At 56.7% G+C, this 22332-nt stretch carries 19 protein-coding genes; 12 read left to right on the forward strand and 7 right to left on the reverse strand.

Going from position 1 to position 22332, the window contains the following annotated elements; genetic code table 11:
* A partial coding sequence (locus CZ345_RS02485; protein ID WP_077071628.1) for an IS5/IS1182 family transposase occupies window positions 1–263 on the forward strand: 263 nt, incomplete at its 5' end.
* Here the strand turns inward: CZ345_RS02485 and CZ345_RS02490 are convergent.
* Window positions 247–1125: a glycyl-radical enzyme activating protein gene (locus CZ345_RS02490; RefSeq protein ID WP_077071629.1), complete on the reverse strand. Its 879-nt coding sequence runs from the start codon at window positions 1123–1125 to the stop codon at window positions 247–249. The two genes, CZ345_RS02485 and CZ345_RS02490, sit on opposite strands and share 17 nt — an antisense overlap.
* Window positions 1126–1211: 86 nt before the next feature.
* A complete protein-coding gene (gene hpsG / locus CZ345_RS02495; RefSeq protein ID WP_077071630.1) occupies window positions 1212–3704 on the reverse strand; it encodes a (2S)-3-sulfopropanediol dehydratase in 2493 nt (830 codons plus the stop codon).
* 342 nt (window positions 3705–4046) lie between these two features.
* Between hpsG and CZ345_RS02500 the strand changes: the two genes are divergently transcribed.
* From CZ345_RS02500 to CZ345_RS02520, 5 genes are all read left to right on the forward strand, one after another.
* Complete coding sequence (locus CZ345_RS02500) at window positions 4047–5996, forward strand: sigma-54-dependent Fis family transcriptional regulator (RefSeq protein WP_077071631.1); 1950 nt, start codon at window positions 4047–4049, stop codon at window positions 5994–5996.
* A 285-nt stretch (window positions 5997–6281) separates the two neighbouring features.
* Window positions 6282–6887, forward strand: coding sequence for a Holliday junction branch migration protein RuvA (gene ruvA, locus CZ345_RS02505; protein WP_077071632.1), 606 nt, complete (start codon window positions 6282–6284; stop codon window positions 6885–6887).
* Between the two features lie 24 nt (window positions 6888–6911).
* A complete protein-coding gene (gene ruvB / locus CZ345_RS02510; protein WP_077071822.1) occupies window positions 6912–7898 on the forward strand; it encodes a Holliday junction branch migration DNA helicase RuvB in 987 nt (328 codons plus the stop codon).
* Between the two features lie 264 nt (window positions 7899–8162).
* Window positions 8163–8894 (forward strand): FAD-dependent thymidylate synthase, encoded by a 732-nt coding sequence (thyX, locus tag CZ345_RS02515; protein ID WP_077071633.1) that lies wholly within the window; start codon window positions 8163–8165, stop codon window positions 8892–8894.
* A 725-nt stretch (window positions 8895–9619) separates the two neighbouring features.
* Window positions 9620–10039, forward strand: a complete 420-nt coding sequence (locus CZ345_RS02520; RefSeq protein ID WP_077071634.1) for a Ros/MucR family transcriptional regulator — start codon at window positions 9620–9622, stop codon at window positions 10037–10039.
* Between the two features lie 464 nt (window positions 10040–10503).
* On the opposite strand, the gene CZ345_RS02525 is transcribed toward CZ345_RS02520, so the two are convergent.
* The 3 genes from CZ345_RS02525 to CZ345_RS02535 form a co-directional block, all read right to left on the reverse strand.
* Window positions 10504–11010, reverse strand: coding sequence for a hypothetical protein (locus tag CZ345_RS02525; protein WP_077071635.1), 507 nt, complete (start codon window positions 11008–11010; stop codon window positions 10504–10506).
* A gap of 80 nt (window positions 11011–11090) precedes the next feature.
* The gene (locus CZ345_RS17280; RefSeq protein WP_239446589.1) at window positions 11091–14036 is read right to left on the reverse strand and encodes an Rne/Rng family ribonuclease; all 2946 of its coding nucleotides are present in this window, start codon (window positions 14034–14036) and stop codon (window positions 11091–11093) included.
* 33 nt (window positions 14037–14069) lie between these two features.
* The gene (locus CZ345_RS02535) at window positions 14070–14777 is read right to left on the reverse strand and encodes a metallophosphoesterase family protein (RefSeq protein ID WP_144277214.1); all 708 of its coding nucleotides are present in this window, start codon (window positions 14775–14777) and stop codon (window positions 14070–14072) included.
* 208 nt (window positions 14778–14985) lie between these two features.
* Between CZ345_RS02535 and CZ345_RS02540 the strand changes: the two genes are divergently transcribed.
* Complete coding sequence (locus CZ345_RS02540) at window positions 14986–15651, forward strand: 5-formyltetrahydrofolate cyclo-ligase (RefSeq protein WP_083717080.1); 666 nt, start codon at window positions 14986–14988, stop codon at window positions 15649–15651.
* Window positions 15636–16370, forward strand: coding sequence for a purine nucleoside phosphorylase YfiH/LACC1 family protein (locus tag CZ345_RS02545; protein WP_077071637.1), 735 nt, complete (start codon window positions 15636–15638; stop codon window positions 16368–16370). Before CZ345_RS02540 ends, CZ345_RS02545 begins: the two co-directional genes overlap by 16 nt.
* A 170-nt stretch (window positions 16371–16540) precedes the next feature.
* Here the strand turns inward: CZ345_RS02545 and CZ345_RS16985 are convergent, their stop codons facing one another.
* On the reverse strand, window positions 16541–16786 hold the full coding sequence (locus CZ345_RS16985; protein WP_162274912.1) for a hypothetical protein: 246 nt from the start codon (window positions 16784–16786) through the stop codon (window positions 16541–16543).
* Between CZ345_RS16985 and CZ345_RS02550 the strand changes: the two genes are divergently transcribed.
* The 3 genes from CZ345_RS02550 (at window position 16785) to CZ345_RS17285 (ending at window position 20240) form a co-directional block, all read left to right on the forward strand.
* The gene (locus CZ345_RS02550) at window positions 16785–18182 is read left to right on the forward strand and encodes an OmpP1/FadL family transporter (RefSeq protein WP_162274913.1); all 1398 of its coding nucleotides are present in this window, start codon (window positions 16785–16787) and stop codon (window positions 18180–18182) included. The two genes, CZ345_RS16985 and CZ345_RS02550, sit on opposite strands and share 2 nt — an antisense overlap.
* A gap of 226 nt (window positions 18183–18408) precedes the next feature.
* Window positions 18409–19131 carry a dihydrofolate reductase family protein gene (locus tag CZ345_RS02555; RefSeq protein WP_077071639.1) on the forward strand — a complete coding sequence of 241 codons (723 nt, stop codon included), beginning with the start codon at window positions 18409–18411 and terminating at the stop codon, window positions 19129–19131.
* Window positions 19132–19313: 182 nt separating this feature from the next.
* Complete coding sequence (locus CZ345_RS17285) at window positions 19314–20240, forward strand: LysO family transporter (RefSeq protein ID WP_239446591.1); 927 nt, start codon at window positions 19314–19316, stop codon at window positions 20238–20240.
* Window positions 20241–20306: 66 nt separating this feature from the next.
* Here the strand turns inward: CZ345_RS17285 and CZ345_RS02565 are convergent, their stop codons facing one another.
* Window positions 20307–21104 carry a sulfite exporter TauE/SafE family protein gene (locus CZ345_RS02565; RefSeq protein ID WP_077071640.1) on the reverse strand — a complete coding sequence of 266 codons (798 nt, stop codon included), beginning with the start codon at window positions 21102–21104 and terminating at the stop codon, window positions 20307–20309.
* Between the two features lie 226 nt (window positions 21105–21330).
* Here CZ345_RS02565 and CZ345_RS02570 point away from each other — a divergent pair, with 226 nt between their 5' ends.
* Window positions 21331–22239, forward strand: coding sequence for an AraC family transcriptional regulator (locus CZ345_RS02570; protein ID WP_077071641.1), 909 nt, complete (start codon window positions 21331–21333; stop codon window positions 22237–22239).
* Window positions 22240–22332: the final 93 nt, after the last annotated feature.

A 22332-nucleotide genomic window follows, 5' to 3' on the forward strand; every position in this document is an offset into this window, starting at 1 on the left:
AGCTTCTGGCGGATAGAGGCTATGATGCCGACTGGTTTCGTCATGCCTTGTCCCGTAAAGGAATCACGCCGTGCATTCCCGGCAGACACAGCCGGAAAACTCCGGTGGTCTATGACAAGGAGGTTTATAAGCAGCGGCACAAGATAGAAATCATGTTTGGCCGACTCAAGGATTGGCGCAGAATAGCCATGCGTTATGACCGTTGTGCACACACGTTCTTTTCGGCCATTTGTCTCGCTGCCATTGTCATCTTTTATATTTAATGAGTCCTGAACCTAGAGAATATTCCTTTCCCAGATAGGCATATTTCTGCGCCCCCATGGAATGATAGGGCAGCAGCTCGTAGGTTACTCGGGTAAAAGGCTTGAGAAAACGGGCAATGGCCGTAATGGCTTCCGTTGAGTCATTCACTCCTGGAATGACAGGAGTTCTGATCCTTATGGTAGCTTCTGGAAATGATTCATATATATATTTTAAATTATCCATAATTTTTGTTGATTCAACTCCTGTATATTTTTTATGTACTGAATCATTTACAGATTTTATATCCATATGAATATAATCAATATATTGAAATATTTTATTAATAACAGATTTATCCACATATCCTGTGGTTTCTATGGAGGTGTGTATTCCCCTGTACTTGGATTCTTTTAGTATTGCCAAAGAAAATTCTGCCTGAAGGAGTGGTTCTCCGCCACTCAGTGTTATTCCTCCACCTTCTCTATAAAAGATGGAGTCTTTTTCCACCTGATCTACGACTTCGGATGAAGTCATTCTGCGACCGTAGAGGATCATGGCCTTGGCAGGGCAGCAGACTGTACACGGAGGCTCTTTACCTTGTGCAGCGCACAGTTCGGGACGACACAGTTCTTTGTTCCGTTGTACGGAACCGTCTTCCGCCGGGGAGAGTGCCTTCAGAGGGCATGACTGGATGCAGCGGTAACACCCAAGACATTTGCTTTTGTTGTATCCCGGTTCAGGGTGCATGTTATGGGATTCAGGATTACTGCACCATGCGCATCTCAATGGGCAGCCTTTTAAGAATACCGTAGTACGGATACCGGGACCATCGTGGACACAGTAGCGTTGTATGTTGAAAACAATTCCTTCAGCGGCGGCCATGCAATCCTCCTGGACATGTTTTCGGGCTTTTTCAGAGTCATGCCATAGGGGGCTATGGCATGACTCTTTGGTATATATCAGCCTGTTCAGATATGATCGTAGCCCGTGCGTCCGATAATGTCGTCCTGCATGGCCTTGGACAAGTCGGTGAAGTATGCGCTGAACCCGGATACACGCACGATCAGGTTCTTGTACTGTTCGGGGTGTTGCTGTGCTGCAATCAGTGTTTCACGATTGATGACGTTGAACTGAGCGTGCCACAGTTTGAGATCCACAACAGCGCGCAGCAGGGACATGAGGTTTCTGGTTCCCTCTTCACCGCGTACGCATGCAGGCGTAAGCTTGAGGTTCAGCAGGCGTGCGGCGTAATGGGACATGCCGAAGTTCTTGGTGTTGTGATTGGACAGGAGCACGGCAGTGGGGCCTGCGGTGTCCACACCGTGGGACGCTGAGCAGTTGTCGGAGATAGGCTCGTAAGCCTTTCTGCCGTTGGGCATGGCGCTTACTTCGGCACCGTGAGGGACGTTGCCGGTAACAGATACCATGCGGTAACTCATGCGATGTCCCAGGGAATACTCGTGGTCTATGCAGAACTGCTGGCTTATCCGGTCCAGCTCAAGACCGATGGCATCGGCATAAGGATCGTTGTTGCCGAAAGCGGGGGCGCTGTTCAGCATCAGGCGAAGGTCTTCATAGCCTTCGAAGTTGGCACGAAGAGCAGTAAGCAGAAGATCCATGCTCACGGTTTTCTCGTCGTAGACGAACTTCTTGATGGCGCTCAGAGAGTCGATGGTGGTGGCGTATCCGAAGCAGTTGAAATAGGTGCTGTCGATGCTGCCCGGAACATGGCGGTAGTCGTGCAGATCGATGGCGTATTCAAAGCACAGGTCGTGCAGACCGGAGGCGAGGGGACCGGCGAAGTGCCGGGCACGCAGCCGGTGGATAATGTACTGGTTGGTGAATGCGACTTTCAGGCCGTACTTGAGCTGTCTTGTAAAGGCATCGAAGAATTCTTCCCAGGTGGCGAAGCTGCGGGGATCGCCCGAGGCGAAGGTCAGCAGCTCATCCCCATGCTTGAGCATATGCCCGTTATAGAGGGTGAGTTCCACAAAGGCAGGGAAGTTTACCTGAGTGGTCGGTGTGGTGTTGACGTCGCGGTTGCCCAGGCGCACTTCTGTACAGCCGGAATGAATATAGTCAAAGCAGTCGGCGAGAGGCGCGCCCTGCGCCATGAAGTGATTGATGATTTCGTGGTCGTTGATGACTTTGGGGAATCCCATGCCTACCTTGATGGTTTCCGCCACCATACGCAGATAACGCTCTGGAGCACAGCTGTGGATACGGGCTGAAAGCTCGGGATGGGGCAACGGGCAATCCTGACGGGATTTCAGTATGAGATAGGTCAGTTCGTTGGTGGCATCATGGCCGGAGCGATCCTGGCCTCCGACGGTGACGGTTTCCCAGGATGCATAACCATTGAGAAGTTTTGCCGAAACCGGTGTGATGGAAACGTCGATGTACTGTGCGATGGCGCCCCAGAGGCAGTCAAGCAGTTCAAGAGCCTGCTCTTCGGTAAGGCGACCTTCTTCCATATCCTTCTTGTAGAAGGGATACAGATACTGATCCATGCGGCCGTTGGTGACGATACCGCCCGCACGATGTTCCAAGCGGCAGAAAGCCTGAAGAAACCACTGGGACTGCAGAGCTTCATGGAAGGTACGTGCGGGATGTTCCGGCACCCATTCGCAGTGTTCTGCGATTACCAGAAGTTCCGCTTTCCTGACGGGATCGGTGCACTTTGCCGCCTTTTCGCGTGCCAGAACGGCATGTCTTCTGGCCCACAGGATCAGGGCGTCAGCCGTAATGATGATGGCTTCATAGAACGGCTTTTTTTCCACGGAAGCGGCGATATCCGTAGGATCCAGGGCATCGATTTTGGCCTGAGCCTGAGCCTTCACCCAGGCCATCCCCTTGTTGAGTACCTTTGCGTAATCCGGCGTCCAGTTCGTGCCCGCACGCTGCGTTGCACACTCAATGGCGATGAAGCGCGGATCGCGTCCGAGAGGATCGTTGTAGGACAGGCGCTTGCAGAAGTCGGGAAGATGACGCACGATGTCCTCGTGCAAGGTCTTGCCCGTCCAGTACGGGGCTATTTCGGCCTTGGCCATTTCCACATCTTCCTTGGAGACAAGCAGGGCCACGTCCTTACGACCTGCCACTGTTTCCAGAACATCCGCGAAAAAGTCGCCGTCCAGCTCGGGATACAGGATACCGTAACGCCCTTTGTCCGTACCGCAGCGCCCTGCAATCAACTGCAGGTCGTCGACATAGACGGTGATGTTCTTGGCGATGTGCATGAGAGCCTTTGCCCAGCGGAGCGTAAGATGTTCCCCTTCCGTTTCCTTCATGGATTCGGTGAACAGCCTGCCGCGCTCCATGTCGATGTACGGCGTCGTTCCTACGAATTTATCCGCCATCGCGTAAAGTCGACGATGCAGGGCCCGCTTGGGGTCGGCCTTGCCTTCCTTAATCAGTTCCAGGGTCTTTTCATGGGAAGATAAGCAGGTACAGCAGCTCATAAGCAACTCCTTAGGCGTAGAAAGATGCTTCTCTTTCTAGCAAGAAGTATGCCAAAAAAATTTATCAATTTTATTAATAAAATCAGTATAATAAAATATAATACTCAAGAAATGATGCTGAATTGTTAAAAAAATAAGCGCTAAAAAAATAAGCATATATAAAAAATAAGCAGTCATTTGCGGGGAGACAGATGGCTGCTTGACGAAGGCGTGAGTTTTTTTTATGGATAAAATATCCTGTTATTATTTGATATTAAAAGTTTTTCGAATTTTTTTCTCTGAAAAAAAATTTCAGAGAAAATATTCGGCTTTTTATTTGCACAAAATTTTAGCGGAGTACTCATGTCTCAGGAAAAATACGAACGTATTCTTCGTGAAAAACAGAATTTTTTTGAGGGAAAAGCCGTTAATCCTGATATCATTCGGGAGGAAATCCTTCTTTCCTGGCAGCGAAGCAGGGAGCTTGGTATTCCTTTGGAAAAAGATCCGGACAGAAACTGTCGGACCAGCGATATTGAAGGGTTGCTGTCGAAAAACAGTCGTCTGCTTTCCTGTTCCATTCCTTTAATGGAAAAATTTATCAGTTCTTTTAAAAGAAATAATACTCTGGTTGTTCTTTATAATTCAGAAGGAACGGTATTGCACTGGATGGGGAATGATGTTGATTTCAATCGTGTTCCTCATAATGTCGTAGGGAACAGCGCCGCAGAAGAATATGCCGGTACGACGGGTGTGTCCCTTTGTCTTCGAAGTCATGAAACAGAAGAGGTTTTCGGGCCGGAACACTGGCTGCGTCGGGTGTATAATCGTTATGCTGTGTGTTCCCCCATACTTTCGCAGGAAAACAGGCTGCTGGGCGTACTTAATGTTACGCAGGAAATTTCCAACTACTCTCTGTTTACGCGCGGTATCACAGAGCTTCTCGCACATGCTATTTCCGAGCAGATACGCTTGAATACTCTGCTCAGTGAAAGAACCGTACTTTCCGAAATACTTGATATCGGCGTCATGCTCATCAACAGAGTTGGTGTCATACTTCAATGCAATACCAAGTGCAGGAAAATGCTGAATGCCGACAGCGGTTCCGTCATTCCTTCAGAAATCATGGAAGTGCTGACTTCGACTTCTTCCGGCCGCAGAATCATGGACAGAGAAATCCGTATCGGTCGGGATAGAAATGCACAGTACTATATTCTCTCTCTCATTCCTCTGGAAGAAGAAAGTTGTGTAGTGACCCTGCAAAAAGCGGCGCAGATACGGAAGGTAACCGCATATCAGTCTGGATATTCGGCTACCTACGCGTTTGAGGATATTATCGGCAATTCTGTACCGATGCTCGATGCGATACAGCTTGCGCGGAGAGCTTCATCCAATGACAGCAATGTGCTTATCTATGGAGAAAGCGGTACAGGAAAGGAACTTTTTGCTCAGGCCATACATAACGGAAGCTCCAGAAAGAACAAACCGTTTATTGCCATCAACTGCGGGGCAATTCCCAAGATGCTGATTCAGAGCGAGTTGTTCGGTTATGCCGAAGGCGCGTTTACCGGGGCCAGAAAGAGCCGGCCCGGGAAATTCGAGCTTGCAGAGGGGGGAACCATTTTTCTTGATGAAATAAGTGAAATGCCTTTCGATGTTCAGGTAACGCTGTTGCGTATTCTTCAGGAAAAGCAGGTAACCAGAATAGGTGAGGGCAATGCACGGAAAATAGATGTTCGCATTATTGCCGCCTCCAATAAGAACTTGAATAATGAGGTAGCCATGGGGGCATTTCGTAAGGATCTTTTCTACAGGATCAATGTTCTTTCTCTGTCAATTCCTCCTCTTCGGGAACGGAAAAATGATATTCCGCTGCTGGTGGAGGAGCTGCTGGCAAAGATATGCAAGCACTCGGGAAGAAAAAGTGTCGCCTGTTCGCCTCAGGTGATGGAGGCCTTCATGGCCTATGATTATCCCGGTAATGTCAGGGAACTGGAAAATATCATCGATCGAATGGTATGTACACTGGGAGAAGGAGAACAGTATGTCGATCGACTGCCTGAAGCACTTTTCCCGGAAATGAAAAAAAAGGTGGGAGTGGAGTTTTCCGGTAATGAAGAGGAATGTTTTTCTGGAATGACGCTGGAACAGATAGAACTTAATATTATAACCAGACTGTTGGAAAAATATAACGGTAATATTAATAAGGTTGCTACGATATTAAATATTTCAAGAAATACGATTTATAACAAAATGAAAAAGAACGGCTTGAGTATACGGCGTGTTTCATATAATGATAACGATAATGAATAAGTGAAGATGGTATGCGACGAAAGAAATATGGCCCGGTACATTTTTTCTTGTGATCAATATGCCTTGTCAGTTCCAGTCAGCCTTTGATTCATGCTTTAGAACTTTGTTTATAAGAAGGACGCCGAACTTTGAAAGTTGATGCGGCTGTGCGAGCTCCGTATGTTGTGTGCAAAACCCGCACGATGAGGAGGTGGGGAGCATGGACATTTTCAGAATAATAAAGTAGTCTGTCTGATTGTATAAAAAGCATATATTCCGCACGGTTGAATGCGGGCAGGAGGAAGGATGCTTTCCTATGTGGAAGGACGCGTGCTGGAACGCACCGAAAACAGTTGCGTGCTGGTGACGGCCGGCGGCGTCGGCTATGAGATTTTTCTGCCCGAACATGCTCTGGCGGAGCTGCCAGCTCAGGGGATGAGCTGCGCCTTCTACACCAGTTTCATTGTCAGGGAAGACGCGCAGGAGCTGTTCGGTTTTTCTTCCTGGGATGAAAGGCAGACGTTCAACCTGCTCACGGGCATCAACCGCGTGGGCGCGCGCACGGCGCTTGCCATTCTTTCCACATTCCGGCCGGACGATCTGCGCCGCATCGTGGCCGACGACGACGCCTCCGCCCTGACCCGCGTTTCCGGCATAGGAAAGAAGACCGCGCAGCAGATTTTTCTGGAATTGAAATACAAGCTGAAGGGCGACGCTCCTGTTTCGCTGTCCGCTCCGGCGGGGAAGGCGACGTCCGTATATCGCGATGCGCTTACCGGCCTTGCCAATCTGGGATATGACGAGGAGACGGCCGGGCGGGTGCTTAAAGAGGTCCTGGACAAGGATGCCGACCTTGACGTGGGCGAAGCGCTGCGCGCGGCTCTCAAGGCTCTGGCCAGAGGAAAGAAGTAAATGGCAGAATTCGTACCCAAAAGCATGGTTCCCGACAGTGCCGACGAGAACATCCGTCCGCAGCGGCTGGAAGACTTCATAGGGCAGGAGGAGCTGCGCGCCAACCTGCGCGTGTACCTGAATGCGGCGAAGGAACGCGGGCAGTCCATGGATCATGTGCTGTTCTACGGCAACCCGGGGCTCGGCAAGACGACGCTCGCGCGCATCATGGCGGCGGAACTGGGGGTGAACCTTGTGACCACGTCCGGCCCCGTGCTGGAACGCAGCGGCGACCTTGCGGCCATTCTGACCAATCTTTCCCGGCACGATATTTTGTTTGTGGACGAAATTCACCGTATGCCCATCAGCGTGGAAGAAGTGCTGTACCCGGCCATGGAGGATTTCACCCTCGATCTCATCATCGGTCAGGGGCCTGCCGCACGTACCGTGAAGCTGGACATAGAGCCGTTCACGCTGGTGGGGGCCACTACGCGGCTGGGGCTTCTGTCCTCTCCGCTGCGCGACCGTTTCGGCATCATCAGCCGTCTGGAATTCTATACGCCGGAAGAGCTTTCCCGCGTGGTGAAGCGCTCGGCGCGTATTCTCGGCGTGGAAGTGACGGATGAGGGCGCGCTGGAGATCGGCCGCCGTTCCCGGGGGACGCCGCGTATCGCCAACCGTCTGCTGCGCCGTGTGCGGGATTTTGCCGCCGTGTACGGAAAGGGGGTGGTGGACGGAGAACAGGCCCGTGCCGCTCTTGCCAGACTCGATGTGGACGAGGCGGGCCTTGACGAGATGGACCGCAAGATACTCACCGTGCTCATCGATCATTTCAGCGGCGGCCCGGTGGGCGTGAAGACGCTGGCGGTTGCCTGCTCCGAGGAAATACGCACCATCGAGGATATTTATGAGCCCTATCTCATTCAGTGCGGATTTCTGAACCGTACCCCGAGGGGGCGCGTGGCCACGCCCAAGGCCTACCGGCACCTGAACCGCCTGTACGGCGGAAGTTCGCAGGGAAGTCTTTTGTAGCGTACGCACTCCGTTCCGGCGCGGTGTTTCCCCGTAATGCCGGGCAAGGCGTGTTCCGGGTATCGTAAGGAAGCGCCCCCCCGGAAAAGGGGCCGGTCTTGCGTCTGCCTCTCGCAGAACGCCGTTTTCGGCGTTTTGGCCGGGGCGGCGGAAGAAGTGCCGGGAAACATGGCCCGGACGGATGAAAACTGTTCAAGCTTTTGAGGCCGGACCGCGCAACGTCAGCGCGTCATGCCCGGCATTGCCGCAACATCTGGAGGAATCATGCCAGAAGTCAAAGCCCGTGTGGAGCTGCTGGCCCATACGCCGGACCCCCTTGCCCTTGTTTATGCCGCCTTTCGTCAATGCTACCATGCCGGAGACGTGGCGGACATGTGGCCGCAACTGCTTTCCGGCGGCATAAGCCGGGAAAAGCAGGCGGCCTTTGTGGAAAAGATCATGGCGTCCGGCCATGCCAGTCCCATTGAACATGTGAGTTTCACCTTTGCCCTTTCCGGGGTGTCGCGCGCGCTCACCCATCAGCTCGTGCGGCACCGCATTGCCAGCTATTCCCAGCAGAGCCAGCGTTATGTGGACGCCTCGAACATGGATTACGTCATGCCTCCCGCCATTGCCGCCGACGAAAGGGCGAGAGTCCGTTTTCAGGCCTTCATGGAGGAGGTGGGGGCGGCGTACCGTGATCTGAAGGAGATTCTGGAAGAAGCCGGACGCGGTTCACACGCCTGTGAGGATGCCCGCTTCGTGCTGCCGCAGGCCGCCTCTTCAAGCATTGTGGTGACCATGAACTGCCGTGCGCTGCTCAACTTCTTCGAGCATCGCTGCTGTACGCGTGCGCAGTGGGAAATACGCGGCGTGGCCCGTTCCATGCTGGCCCTGTGCCGTGAGGTGCTTCCCGAAGTGTTCCGCCATGCCGGAGCCAGGTGCGAGCGCCTGGGCTATTGCCCGGAAGGGGAGAAGTTCACCTGCGGCCGTTATCCGCTGCCCGCGAAGAACTGACGACGGCTTCCCGTAGGTATGCAACGGCCCGAGGTGTACTCCCGGGCCGTTTTTTTTTGCGGATGCTCCTTCGTGTCGCAGGCATCCATGTACGCTTGCCTTCAGAAAAGGCGTACTCTGCTGCCGGGCGTGCAGAACATGAAAGGACTGTTTCATCCGTGACGAGGGGAATGGCGTGAATGCCGTGCTTGTCACGGAAGGAGACGCAGGGCAGGTGGCCCTGCAATGTGCCGCGGGGCAGTCGGGACATGACAGGGAGGGCGGCAACGGCTCCGACAGCATGGCCCGGCGGAGAAAACTCTCCCCCGGATTTAACGTCTTCATGCAACAACGCAGAGGCTGTGCCGCACGAAGAGAAGGACATATATGTCATAGGGCTTTATCCTTCGCCTTATCATATATTTTTACAGGGAAAGGCGGTATGTGTAGAGAATGTCTTCTCCCTGTGCTGGACATGCCGGGACATGTTGTCGCCCGGCTTTGGATGCCGTTTTTACGACATATCTTTTAACTGGATCATCCATTCCCGCAAGGACGGCGTTTCTTTTTTCTGAAACGGAAAGATGGATCATGCGGTCATGTATTGCTCGAATTTCATTGCGGCACTAGGGAAAGGAAGCAGTACGTCTTTTATGTCGGAAAAGCCGTTTTTTCTTTCCTTGCATTTGACAGAAGCGCAGATTGCGTTTACATAAGATATACTATTTCTTTATAAGGAGGCCGTTATGGAAGATTATCTCAAGCACGCTATAGAACTTGTTAAGGCGCAGGCTTCCGTCCGCGTCATGTCTGAGGATGAAATGGCGGAAATGATTTCTTCCCTTTCCAGCAAGCTCAAGAAGCTTGACTGCTGTGAAGAAGTGGAAGAAGCCTGCCCCAGCGCCGAAGCTCCGGTTGTTGACCCCAAGCGCTCCATCAAGGAAAAGAGCATCGTCTGCCTGGAATGCGGCAAGACCTTCAAGGTCATCACCAAGAAGCATCTTATCCTCCACGGCCTCGACGCGGCTTCCTACCGTGCGAAGTGGGGCTTCAAGAAGGGTACCCCGCTCACCTGCAAGGAACTGCAGCGTGCCCGTCGTCAGAAGATGAAGGATATGAAGTTGTGGGAAAAGCGCGCCATGGCTCGCGAAGCGGCGGCGAAGTAGGGCTGTCGCCCCATGGAACCTTTTTCGTTTCTTCACAGGAAGGCCGGCAGAGAAGCCGGCCTTCTCTGTTATGGGGCGTATGCCGCAGATGTTTTCTTTTGAGGGATACCTGCTTCTGCCGGAGCATGGCTCCGGCCTCCCTGCGTGTGCTGAAAAGGCATGTTTTTTTGAAAGAGGTTCTTCTCTGGTCGCAGGACGGCCCGAACCTCCGCAGCGGCGTTTTTGCGTGAAAAAGGCGCGTCATTGCGGGACGGCCTTTTCAGGCTGTGGAGGACACGCCGGAAGCCGGAACGGGGATGCACGGGAGTACTCTGCCGGGGAAGAAAAAAAGAGGCCTCCGTTCTCGGGAGGCCTGGGATAAGGGGAAGGGCGCACCGCGTCGGGCCTGGAGGCCTGAGCCGGTTCCGCAAGGCTTCGGAGGAGCGCAATACCGGACGCCGGGCCATGCTGCGCCCTGAGAGCCGCTATTTTCCCTGCATGAGGTCGGCGGCCTGATCGAGCAGGAAGGAAAGGCCCGCAGCCAGGGCGCGCAGCAGTTCTTCGGCCATATTTTTGAGGAAGGGCAGGCTGGCCTTTACTCCTTCTCCTGCGGCATGAGCCAGGGAGGCCGCCATGTCCTCCGCATGTTCCGCCACGGTCTTTTTGGGAAACCTGTCGGGAGCGATGGCTTCGGCGGCTTTTTCCACCGCCGAGGATACGCTGCCGCCGAGCGCTCTGCCTATGGTATCCAGCTTGTCGAGAAGGTGATCGATTTCGCCGGGGGTAAGGCCCGTTTTACGGTTCTGCTCTATGGCGGGCAGAATGTCCTTTTCAAAAATGACGGCGGGCAGGCTCTGTTTCAGGTCGCTCAGGGCGGATTCGTTCACGGTTCGGGGGACGGAGGGCGGAAGAGGGACTTCCGTCTGCTGCTTCTGATAGAAATAGAAGCCGCAGAGTCCGAGAAGCAGAAGGACGACGATGGTTCTCAGCATGGGTTCCTCAAAAAAGGCCCTGCTCCGAAAGGGGCAGGGCCTTCATGCTCAGAGCGTTGTTGTGGCGCGCCGCGGGCGCGTTACTTCAGGCGGATTTCGATGTGCACCCCGAACTTTTCCTCAAGCGCGGCAATGCGGTCGCGCTTGCGGTTGAGCAGGTACAGGGCGAGTTCCGTATCGCTTTCGTAAATGAAGGTGGAAGGTTCGGAAGTCTTTTCGTTCTTCTTTCCCTTGCCGTTGTCCTGCGATTTGCACAGCTTGCTCTGCAGATCGCGCAGGGCCTGAAGAGACTGCCATTCCATGTTGCGCCGCACGCCCGTGCCGTGACAGTGGGGGCAGGGTTCGCAGGAAATGGAAATGGCTGAGGTGCCGGTACGCTGGCGCACCAGCTCCAGCAGACCGAAGGAACTCATGTGGCCCACATCGTGGCGGGCGCGGTCCTTGCGCATGGCGTTGCGCAGGGTGCGTTCCACTTCGCGGCAATGGTTCTTGTCGCGCATTTCTATGAAGTCGATGACCACCTGTCCGCCGATGTCGCGCAGGCGCAGGTGACGGGCGATGGCTTCGGCCGCTTCCATGTTGGTGCGGAAGACCATGGCCTCGAAGTTGGTTTTGCCCTGGGTCTTGCCGGAGTTGATGTCGATGGCCATGAGAGCTTCGGTCTGGTCGAAGACGAGACGGCCGCCGGAGGGCAGCACCACTTCGCGGCTGGTTACGGTTTCCAGCTGGCGGAGCAGGTTGAAGCGTTCCCACAGCGTCTGGCGCTGATCCTTGTGCAGCTTGACGATGTCGCCCGCTCTGTCGGGGAAGATGAGCTTGGCGATGTCTTCCACACGGGTCTTGGTGGTCTCATCGTCCGTCCAGATCTCCACGATGTCTTCCGAAAGGTAGTCGCGCACGGAACGGGTGGCGAGGTCGGCCTCCTGATAGATGAGGGAGGGAGACTTTTCCGTGGGGGCCTTTTTCTGAATGTCCTTCCAGAGCTTCTTGAGGTACTGCAGGTCCTGCTGAATGCTGGCCTTGCTTGCGCCCTCGCTGGCGGTGCGGATGATGACGCCCATGTTTTCGCCGGGCTGTATGCCGTTCAGGAGATCCTTGAGGCGCGCGCGTTCCTCGGGGTCTTCCACCTTGCGGGAAACGCCGATCTGTTCCTGACCGGGAGTGAGCACGAGGAAACGCCCGGCAATGGAAATCCAGGTGGTGAGGAAGGCGCCCTTGGTGCCGGAAGGTTCCTTGACCACCTGCACCAGCACTTCCTGCCCCACCTTCAGCACCTTCTGTATGGGCGGATACTTGGGGCCGTGCGAGGCGTCGTGCGGCACAAGATAGTATTCCGGGTGCACTTCGTCGATCTGCAGGAAGCCGTTCTTGCCGTTGCCGAAGTTGACGAAGGCGGCCTGAAGGTTGGTATCGATGTTGTTGATGATGCCTTTATAGATGTTGCCGCGAATTTTGACCTGATGGGCCATTTCCACGAAGTATTCGGTGACCTGCCCGTCTTCGGTGATGACCACTTCCACCTGTTCGTCGGGCACGACGCTGACGTAAAGAATACGGCGCGCGCGGGCTCCTTCCTCGACCTCGGCCTTCTTTTCCGGTCTGGCCGTCTTTTCGGCCTTTTCTTCCTTCTGATTCTTGCGGTTCTTGCCCTTGCCGCGGCCTTCCTTCTGCGTCTGAGGCTGGGGCATGTCGATACGGTTGCCGTTGACTGCGGCGTCGAGCGCGGCAAGATCTTCTTCCGCCATGTCGCTTGCGGAAAGGGGCTGGGCTACGGGCTGACCGGGCAGCGCGGGCTGGGGGCCGTCGTCTTCGGGAAGGAAATCTTCTTCCTGACGGCCGAGAGCCACGCCGAGCACGCTGTCGTTCAGCATGGCGGCGTTGAAGTCGAAGTCGTCCGGCAGAGCGGGCACGCCCTGATTCTTGCGGTTCTTGCCCTTGCCGCGGTTCTTGCGGTTTCCGAACGGATTGTCGGATACGAGAGCCTGCGGCTGATCATAGAAATTCTGCTGATAGGAGGAGGGCAGGTAGGGCGAACCGTTGAACGCCGGCTGCGCATCGCGGTTTCTGCGGTTTCTGCGGGAACGGGAATGAGGACGGGCCTCGTCGAATTCTCCGGGATAGGGCAGAATGTGGGTGACGATGCCGTCGTCCTGCCACAGGGCGGGTTCGCCTTCTTCCGCAGCGGGAGCGACGTTGCCGATGTTGTCCTCATCCTCTTCTTCGGCGGAAACGACGTTTCCGGCCTCCTGTACGACCTTTTCCCTGTTCTGACGGCGGGAACGGCGGGGCTTTTCTTCTTCCGGCGTTTCTTCCACGGGCGCGGGCGCCACGGAGGAAGGAGGAAGCATATCGTCGAGCACCAGAGCGGAACCTATGTGGATGACGGTTTCCTCTTCGTCCGAGGGGGCTTCTTCCGGCGTGGTTTCGACGGGGGCTTTGCTTTCTTCCTTTTTCCTGCGGGAAGTGCGGCGGGTGCGGGGCTTCTTTTCTTCGGGTGCGGGGCTCTGTTCGGCCTCGGCGGAAGCGTCCGCAGGGCGGGCCTCCTCAACCGGAGCGGCTTCCTTCACCGCCGCGCTTTTTTTCGTGCGGCGCTTCTTTTCCGGTGCGGGAGAGGCGCTTTCCTGCTCCACGGTGACGGAAGAGGGGGGGAGCATGTCGTCGAGCACCAGAGCGGAACCTATATGAATGACGGTTTCCTCCTCCTGTTCGCTCCGGGGCTTGCCCGCGCTTTTGCGGCTGCGAACCTTGCGGACGGGCTTTTCTTCGGAACTGCTTTCCGTTTCGACGGCATCCTGCGCAGGTTCGGCCTTTTTCACCGTGCGGCGACGGGGCTTCTTTTCCTCCGTTCCTTCGGTTTTTTGTTCTTCCGCAGTCTCGGCGGAGGCGCTTTTGCGGCTGCGGCGGACGGTCTTTTTCTCTTCGGCGGGAGCCTGCGCGTTTTCTGTGGAGGTTTTTCTGGTGCGGCGGGGTTTTGCGGTTTTGATTTCTTCGTTGTTCTCTTCGGGAAGAACGGGGTTCTGACTCATGTGATCCTCAAAAAAATTAATGCGTCGTCGACCTTATGCAAGCCTGCGAAGAGAGGCCCTTACGCCGGCTTCATCCGACGTGAACAGGGCATAGGCTCCGGTGGAGAAGGAGCCGGGGTTGACGACAAGCGTGCGGCCGACGCGTTGAATGCCTGCGGATTCATGGATGTGCCCGCACAGGCATGCGGCGGGCTGATATTCTTCTATGAAGTCCCGTATGGCGGTGGAGCCGACATGAAGGCCCCCGTCGGTACGGTCGCAGACGGTGTTGTACGGAGGGTTGTGCGCCACCAGCACGAAATCCCTGTAGTGGGAAGCGCGGCGCGCAAGATCCTCCAGCCATTCCGAAAAACGTGCCTCTGGAAATTCCGATGGCGTTCCGAAGGGGCTGAACGTGGAGCCGCCCACGCCGAGCAGGGCGACTTCCGGGCTCAGTTCCCACACGTTGCGGTGCAGGTTGATGCCCTTGGCCTCAAGCCAGTCATTCACCTCTGCGCGATCCATGTTGCCTATCTGGGCAAGAACGACGGGATGCACGGCCTCAAAGGCCTCGATCACCGTGCGGGCGGCGGCAACGCCTCCCAGCGTGGTCAGATCGCCGGTGAGAATGACTCCGGCCGCATGTTCCAGCTCCGGGATGTCTCCCACACGGCGGATGCAACCGTGAATATCGCCGAGCACGACCCAGACGCGCCCGGAATCGGGCATGTCTTTCGTATCCGTGGAGCCGGCGAAGCGCATGAGGCGCGCCGACGAAGAGGAACAGCTCGGGACGTACGGAGCTGATTCCGGAACGGGGCTTGGCATGTAGGGAAAATCCTTTTCCGCTGGTGCGGACGAAAATATCCGCAGAACTCTTCTGCTGCACGCAGCATAGCCTACTTTTTTCCGTTTGACAAAGGGGGGAAGGCGGGCAAATGTGAAAGAGAAAGGCAGAGAGGCGTTTTTTATGGATTTCTTTTATGACGGCACATATTTTTCTGCCGAAGGAAAGGCTCCGGCGGGAGAAGGTATCCCCCTGCAGGGCGACAAGAAGGAGCTTCGCCGCGTTTTTCGGGAAAAGCGAAGGGCGCTGACTTATGACGGGCGAAGGGTGGAGCTTTGCCTTCGTATGCAGAAAAGACTTCTGGAAAGTGATTTCTGGCGGCAGAGCCTCCGTGTCGTCCTGTACATGGCCTTGCGGGATGAGGCCGATACTTCGCTGCTTCTTTCGGAGGCGTGGAAAAGCGGGCGCGATGTTTTTCTGCCGCGTTGCCGCAGGGATGACGCGGGCATGATGGATATGCTGCTCTGCCGGGGAGCCGGGGAACTGGAAACGTCGGGCATGGGTATTCTGGAACCGCGCATGGAGGATTATTCCCGAGTTCTTTCCGCCGGGGAACTTTGCTCCGGGGCGGAAACGCTGATCGTTGTGCCCGCGCTTGCCTTCGACAGGGAGGGCTTCCGCCTCGGGTACGGCGGAGGCTATTACGACCGTATGCTTGCCCGGGCACGCTGCTCTACCGTGGGGCTCGCCTTTCATGAACTTCTTGTTCCCCGTCTGCCCCGCGATGCGTGGGACAGACCCGTGGGAGCCGTATGCACCGAGGAGGAACTTCTTTGTCTTCAGCCGTGATTCCCTTTCAGTTTCCGGGCATTCCCGGGGTGGGCTGCGCCTTTTCCACACGGGCCTTCGGCAGTGTTTCCCTCTCCGGCGGACAGGACAGAAGCGTTTCCGAGAGGCGTCGTGCCTCCATTGCTCCCCTTCTGGAGGTCGGGGCGTTCGCCGAGGTGCATCAGGTGCACGGCGTGCGCACCCTTTTTGAACCTCAGGCCCAGAACCCTTTGCAGACACCCTCGGAGCAGGCCGACGGTATGGCTACCTCCCGTCCCGGCCTTGCGCTCATGATAAAGACGGCGGATTGTCAGCCCATTCTGGTAGCCCATGCCTCGGGGCGCTTCGTCATGGCCATTCATTCAGGATGGAGGGGAAACCGGCAGGATTATCCCCGTCTGGCCGTGGAGGAATTCTGCAGCCATTACGACCTTGATCCCCACGATCTGTGGGCCGTGCGCGGGCCGAGTCTCGGACCGGCGGCTTCGGAATTCGTGAATTTTGCCGAGGAGTGGGGACCGGAATTTCTTCCCTGGTATGATGAAGAGCGCCGCAGTGTGGATTTGTGGATGCTTGCCCGCCGTCAGCTGGAAGCGGCAGGCCTTGTGCCCGGGCATATTCTCGGCCTTGATCTGTGCACCTTTGAGAACTGGCGCATGTTCTTTTCCTACCGTCATGCCCGGCGTATGGGCAGTGAGGACGGGCGGCAGGGAAGTTTCATCTGGATACGCTCCGCGTAAGATTCGGGGAAGACATGGGGATGTTCTTCCGGCGGAATGTTGAAAGTTTTTGATTCATGAAGTGGCCCCCCTTCGGGGGAAAAGCCGGCAGGGCGCATGTCTTCCGACTTTTCCCCCGAAGGAAGCTGGAGCGGCGCAATGGCTTGCGGCGCAGGGACAAGCACGTTTTTTCAGCGCTGCCGCTGTGACGGAAAAAGGAAAAATCGGGCAGCGTTATCATGTTTTTGATGGAAAAGTTCAAGATCTACCGTAAAATAACGGTTTATTTTTTTTACAAAGAGGGATAGGCATAACGGATGCATTATTTTCGATGCCGGAGAGAGGCCGGTTTCGGAGGTGTTTTCCGCCCTTTTCAGGGAAATAATGCGCCTTTCCGGCACCGGCCGGGCAAAATCATCCCAATCCGAGGATTTCATGAACGTATCTCGTAATGCGATGCGCGCTCTCTTTCGTGCTGCGCGCCACCAGGCCAGATTTGTCGCTTCCTCCCTGCTTGCCTTCGGGCTGGTGGCGGGCAGTGTTTCCGGCGCTTTTGCCGAAGGTTTCGCCATCACGGAATGGAGCGCCCGAGGCATGGGCCTCGGCGGCGGCGCCGGCGGCGGCATGGTGGCCCGTGCCGACGACCCTTCGGCCATAGCCTACAACCCCGCGGGCATCACGCAGATTCCCGGCACGGCTACGCAGATGGGCCTTGCCGTCTCCATGCTGAACTTCGACATCAGCCGTAATCATACCGGTAAGACTGTTTCCACCTCCGATCAGGCCTGGCCCATTCCCCACTTCTACGTCACCCATCAGCTGAACGACAGGGTGTGGCTCGGCGTGGGAGCCTTCACCCGTTACGGCCTCGGTTCCCAGTTCCCGGACAACTGGACGGCCTACGGCGGTGAGCCTTCCATGCAGACTTCGCTGCTTTCCAGCGGCATCAAATCCGTCACGCTGCTTTCCAGCACCATCAACCCCAACCTTGCCTTCAAGCTCAACGACGTGTGGTCCGTGAGCGCGGGCGTGAGCTACACCTGGGGTTACCTCAGCCTGAACGAGCAGTACAACACTAATCCCGCGTTTTCCTACGCCACCGATCTCGGTGCGGCCCATGCCGATGCGCGCATCCATTCTGAAAACGGCTATGCCTTCGGTTACAACTTCGGCCTGCATGCCCGCTTCAACGATCAGTGGAGCGCCGGTCTTACCTATCGCGCCAGCGAGGACATGACCTTCAAGGGCAGCACCCGCTTCCGCTTCTCTGGAGATCCCTACAGCGTAGGCGTTTTGCAGCAGGTCATGCAGAACTGCAATGCCGACGGCAAGCTTTCCATCCCCGACGTCATCACCCTGGGCGTGATGTACAAGCCCCTGCCCAACCTGAGCTTTGAAGGCGACGTGGCCTATACCGTGTGGAGCCGCTACCGCAACCTCACCATCAACATGCACAGCGATCGTACCCCCACCTTCTTCGAGCAGAAGAACTGGCGCGACACCTGGGCCTTCACCTTCGGCGTGGAATACGCTCCCCTCGACTGGCTGACCCTGCGTGCGGGCTTCACCTACGAAACGTCGCCCCTCAAGGATACCAACTGCTACGATTATCTCGTTCCTTCCAACGGCCGCAACTACTACACCCTGGGCGCGGGCTTCAAGTACGAAAACTGGACTCTCGACCTCGCCTACATGTACATCGACGTGCGCGACATCAACTATAGTGACAGAGTCGGCACGCAGGGAGGTCTTCCCATGATCAACACTTATGAAGGCCGGGCGCACAACAGCTATGCCCACAACTTCGGCCTGACCATCGGCTACAAGTTCTAGGCTTTCAATACGGAAGAAATTCCCGTGCATAAAGGCCCCTGCCCCGCAGGGGCCTTTTTTCCGGTCTTTTCTCCCTCTGGTCTTTTTCCTTTTTTCCGGTAATATGACCCGGCCGCGGGGCAGGGCGGTTCTTTTGCCGCAGCGTTTGTCCCGGACATGCGGGACGCGGCTTCGTGTCCCGGGCTTTCTGCGAATTATCCCGGGATGCGGGCTTTGGAGGTTGTTGATGAAGGAAAACGTGCAGAACCAGCAGGAACGGCCCTACGTCGTCTGTCACATGTCCATGTCGCTGGACGGCAGGGTGACGGGGGACTTTCTGCGCGACAGCCGTTGTGAATCCGCCGTGCAGGCGTATTACCGCATCAACCGCGATTATGCCGCGAGCGCCTTCGCCTGCGGCCGCGTGACCATGGAGGAAAGCTTCACCCGCGCCTTCCGGCCCGACCTTTCCCGTTTCCGCGAAGAGGTGATTCCGCCCATGGATCATGTGGCCGATGAGAACGCCTCCTTTTTTGCCGTGGCCTTCGACAGGCACGGCAGTCTCGGCTGGAAGGGGCCGCGCATCGAGGATGAGGACCCGGGGTACGGGGGAGCGCACATCATTGAAGTGCTCTGCGAAAGCGTGCCGCAGGCATGTCTTGCCTATCTGCACAGCGCGGGGGTGTCCTATATCTTTGCGGGGAAGGATGATATCGACGTGCCGCTCGCTCTGCACAAGCTCAGAAGCATTTTCGGCATACGCAGACTTCTGCTGGAAGGGGGAAGCCTTCTGAACGGTTCCTTCCTCCGGGCGGATGTCATCGACGAACTGAGTCTTGTTCTTCTGCCCGTGACGGGAAACGCACAGGACAGGAGCCTGTTCGACGGAAGCGTGACGACTTTTTTCCGTCTTGAGGAAATGGAAAGACTGGAGGACGGCGCGGCCTGGCTGCGCTACCGCAGGGCGTAGACTTCGGCTTGTGCGGCGTGTTCTCGGCCGCATGGCGGCGGGACATGCGGGAAAGAATATGGTTAAGGGCCGCCGGAGGACGGAACCGTCCGTTTTCCGGGACTGCAGGGGCAGCGCTGGTCCGGCGATTTCCGCAGCGGGAGTCTGCTGCGCGGCAGGATGTGTTTTCACGGGAGGCAGGGATGATTCTTGAGATGGGGCTTATTGCAGGGGGCATCCCCGCAGGCTGGGCGCTGCGCCGTCGCGCCGCCGTGGTGCGCGGAGTGAATACGGCTCTCGGCTGGACCGTGCGCATCATGCTGTTTCTCCTGGGGCTTTCCCTGGGACTGGACGATGAACTCATCGGACAGATGAAGAGCCTTGGGCTGTATGCCGCCGTCATCAGCTCCTTTTCCGTGGCGGGCTGTTTTGTGGCGGCAAGGATTCTCGGCCGCTTCGCCTTCCCTGAATACGCCGCCGGGAAGGACAGCTCCGAGGGGGGAAGGTTTGCGGCCAACGCCTCATCCTTCATAGCTCTGGGCTTTTTCATGGCCGGGGTGATCCTCGGCTGTCTGCGTGTGCTTCCGCAGGGCGTGGCTGCGGCGGAAGCCGCGGTATGGGTTCTGTACCTGCTTCTCGTCCTTGCGGGCATGACCGTGGGCTTTGATCTGAAGGCTCTCGGCATAGTTCGTGACATGAAGGGCCGCATTCTGCTCATCCCTCTGGGCGTGGTGGCGGGAACGCTCTGCGGGAGTGCGCTGGCCTGGCTGGTGCTTTCCTCCTTTTCCGGGCTTTCCCTGCCGGAATCGCTGGCCGTCGGCGCAGGCTTCGGCTACTACAGTCTGGCCACGGTCATCATGACACGGCTGGGCGATCCTGCGCTCGGTTCCGTGGCGCTTTTATCCAACATGATTCATGAGGCTCTCGCGCTGCTTCTGCCGCCCTTTCTGGTACGTTTTTCCGGCAGACTCGGGCCGGTGCTGGCCGGCGGGGCGGCCGCCATGGATACCTGTTTGCCCGTCATCGCGCAGGTGAGCGGCGAGCGATGCGCCATTCTGGCTCTTTTTTCCGGCATGTGTCTGACGCTGCTCGTACCCGTGGTGGTGCCGCTTCTCATGGCGCTGCGCTGAGCGCTTTTCTCTGCCGAAGAAAAAGGGCCGCATTTCGCGGCCCTTTCTGCTCTCTGTTGTTTTCTGTTATATCGCATCCAGAAGCATCTTGGTGGCGATGACGTAGAGGAAGCAGGCGAAGAATTTCTTGAGCTTCGGCACGGGAAGCTTATGCGCTATGCTTGCGCCGAGCGGGGCGGTAAGCATACTGACCGCCACAATGCCCGCAAGCGCGGGCAGGTAGACGTAGCCGAGCGCGTATTCGGGCAGACCCGGAGCATTCCAGCCGTTGGTGATGAAGCCGAGGCAGCCCGCCAGGGCGATGGGAAAGCCGATGGCTGCGGAAGTGCCTACGGCCCGGCGCATATCCACATTGTGCCAGACAAGGAAGGGCACGGAGAGCGTGCCGCCGCCTATGCCCACGAGGCTGGACACGGCGCCGATGAAGACGCCCGCGCCCGTCATGCCGGCAAAGCCCGGAAGGGTGCGGCTCGCATTGGGCTTTTTGTTCAGCAGCATGTTGGTGGCCACATAATACAGAAACACCACGAAGAACATCTGAAGATAGCGGCCCGGAATGCGCGCGGCGATGAAGGAACCGCCGTAGGTGCCCGCCAGAATGCCGATGGCGATGGAACGGAATACGCGCCAGTCCACGCCGCCGTGCCGGTGATGGGCCAAGGCGCTGGAAACGGCGGTGAACATGATGCTGCCCAGAGACGTGCCCACGGCCATGTGCATGGCCACATCCTGGGAAATGTTCAGCCACTGAAAGGCAAAGACGAGCATGGGCACCACCACGGCGCCACCGCCGATTCCGAGAAGCCCGGCCAGAAGCCCGGCCACTGCGCCGAGAACGCAGTAAAGAAGCATTGCTGTGATCATGTGCTCTCCCTGTAAAAACGATGCCCCATCATAACGGCTGCAAGAGGCACGTCAATGCCGGATGTTCTGTACCGGACAAGCGAAATTTTTCTTTTGTCCCGGCAGTCCGGCGCAGGTTTGACAAGGTTCTTCCCCTGTGAAACTATGATATCATCGCGCAGGGAAGGGCGTTCCTTCCGTTTTTGAAGCTCAGCCCCGTCCGGGCCGCGCCGTGAGAGGAACATACATGGAAGGAAGCTTTTCGGAATTGGAATACGGGTACGCCCTGCTGAGAACCCGTCTTATGGAGCTCATGCCCCGGGCGGGGAGATATGTTTCCTCCATCGGCGGGGTGACGCTGTTCCGGGGAGAGGAATCCGTCCGGCTGGAAAGCGTTGTCTGTCCTCCTTCGGTGGGGGTGGCCGTGCAGGGAGTTCAGGAGGCGGCCATGGGGGAGGAACGTCATGCCTGCGGCAGGGGAGCGTATCTTCTGAACTGCGTGGGTATGCCGTGTTCCTTTCTGGTGAAGGAGGCATCCGCGAATCGCCCCTTTCTTTCCATGGCGCTGGAACTGCGTACGCCGCTGCTTTTTCAGCTCATGACCGAAGTGCCCTGCGGCGGAACTCTTCCGGCCCCGCCTTCGGAAAGTGCGCTTCGTACGGCGGATATGACGCGGGATCTGCTCTTTGCCTTTCTGCGCCTTGCGGATGCCGTGAAGGATAAAGACAGGGCAAGGGTGCTTGCGCCCATGATCGTGAAGGAGATTCACTTTCACCTTCTCATGGGACCGCTCGGCGGCTGCCTCAGAAATTTTTACACTCCGGGTACGCCTGCCGCGCAGATCGCGCAGACCGTAGGATACATGCGCGCTCATTGCCGGGAACGGCTGCGTATGGATGCCCTGGCCCGTATGGCCAATATGGCCGAATCCACCTTCGGCAGGAATTTCCGCAGAGTCACCTCCCTGAGTCCGCTGCAGTTCCATAAGCGCCTCAAGCTTTATGAGGCGCGCAGGCTCATGACCCTGGAAAAGTGCAGCGCCGCCAATGCCTGCTTTGCCGTAGGCTATGAGAGCAGGCAGCAGTTTTCCCGGGAGTACAAGCGTCTTTTCGGCAGGCCGCCTCTGCGCGACATCATCGAGGGCGGAGGCTCGTAGGGAAGAGCGCTCCCGCCTTTCGTGCGGTCGTCCTCATTGCGCGGCGCGTCTAAAAAAGGTAGAGCCATAAGGAACACATTCATTCAGGAGCCG

The sequence above is a fragment of the Mailhella massiliensis genome (assembly GCF_900155525.1).
In the GTDB taxonomy this organism is placed as follows: domain Bacteria; phylum Desulfobacterota; class Desulfovibrionia; order Desulfovibrionales; family Desulfovibrionaceae; genus Mailhella; species Mailhella massiliensis.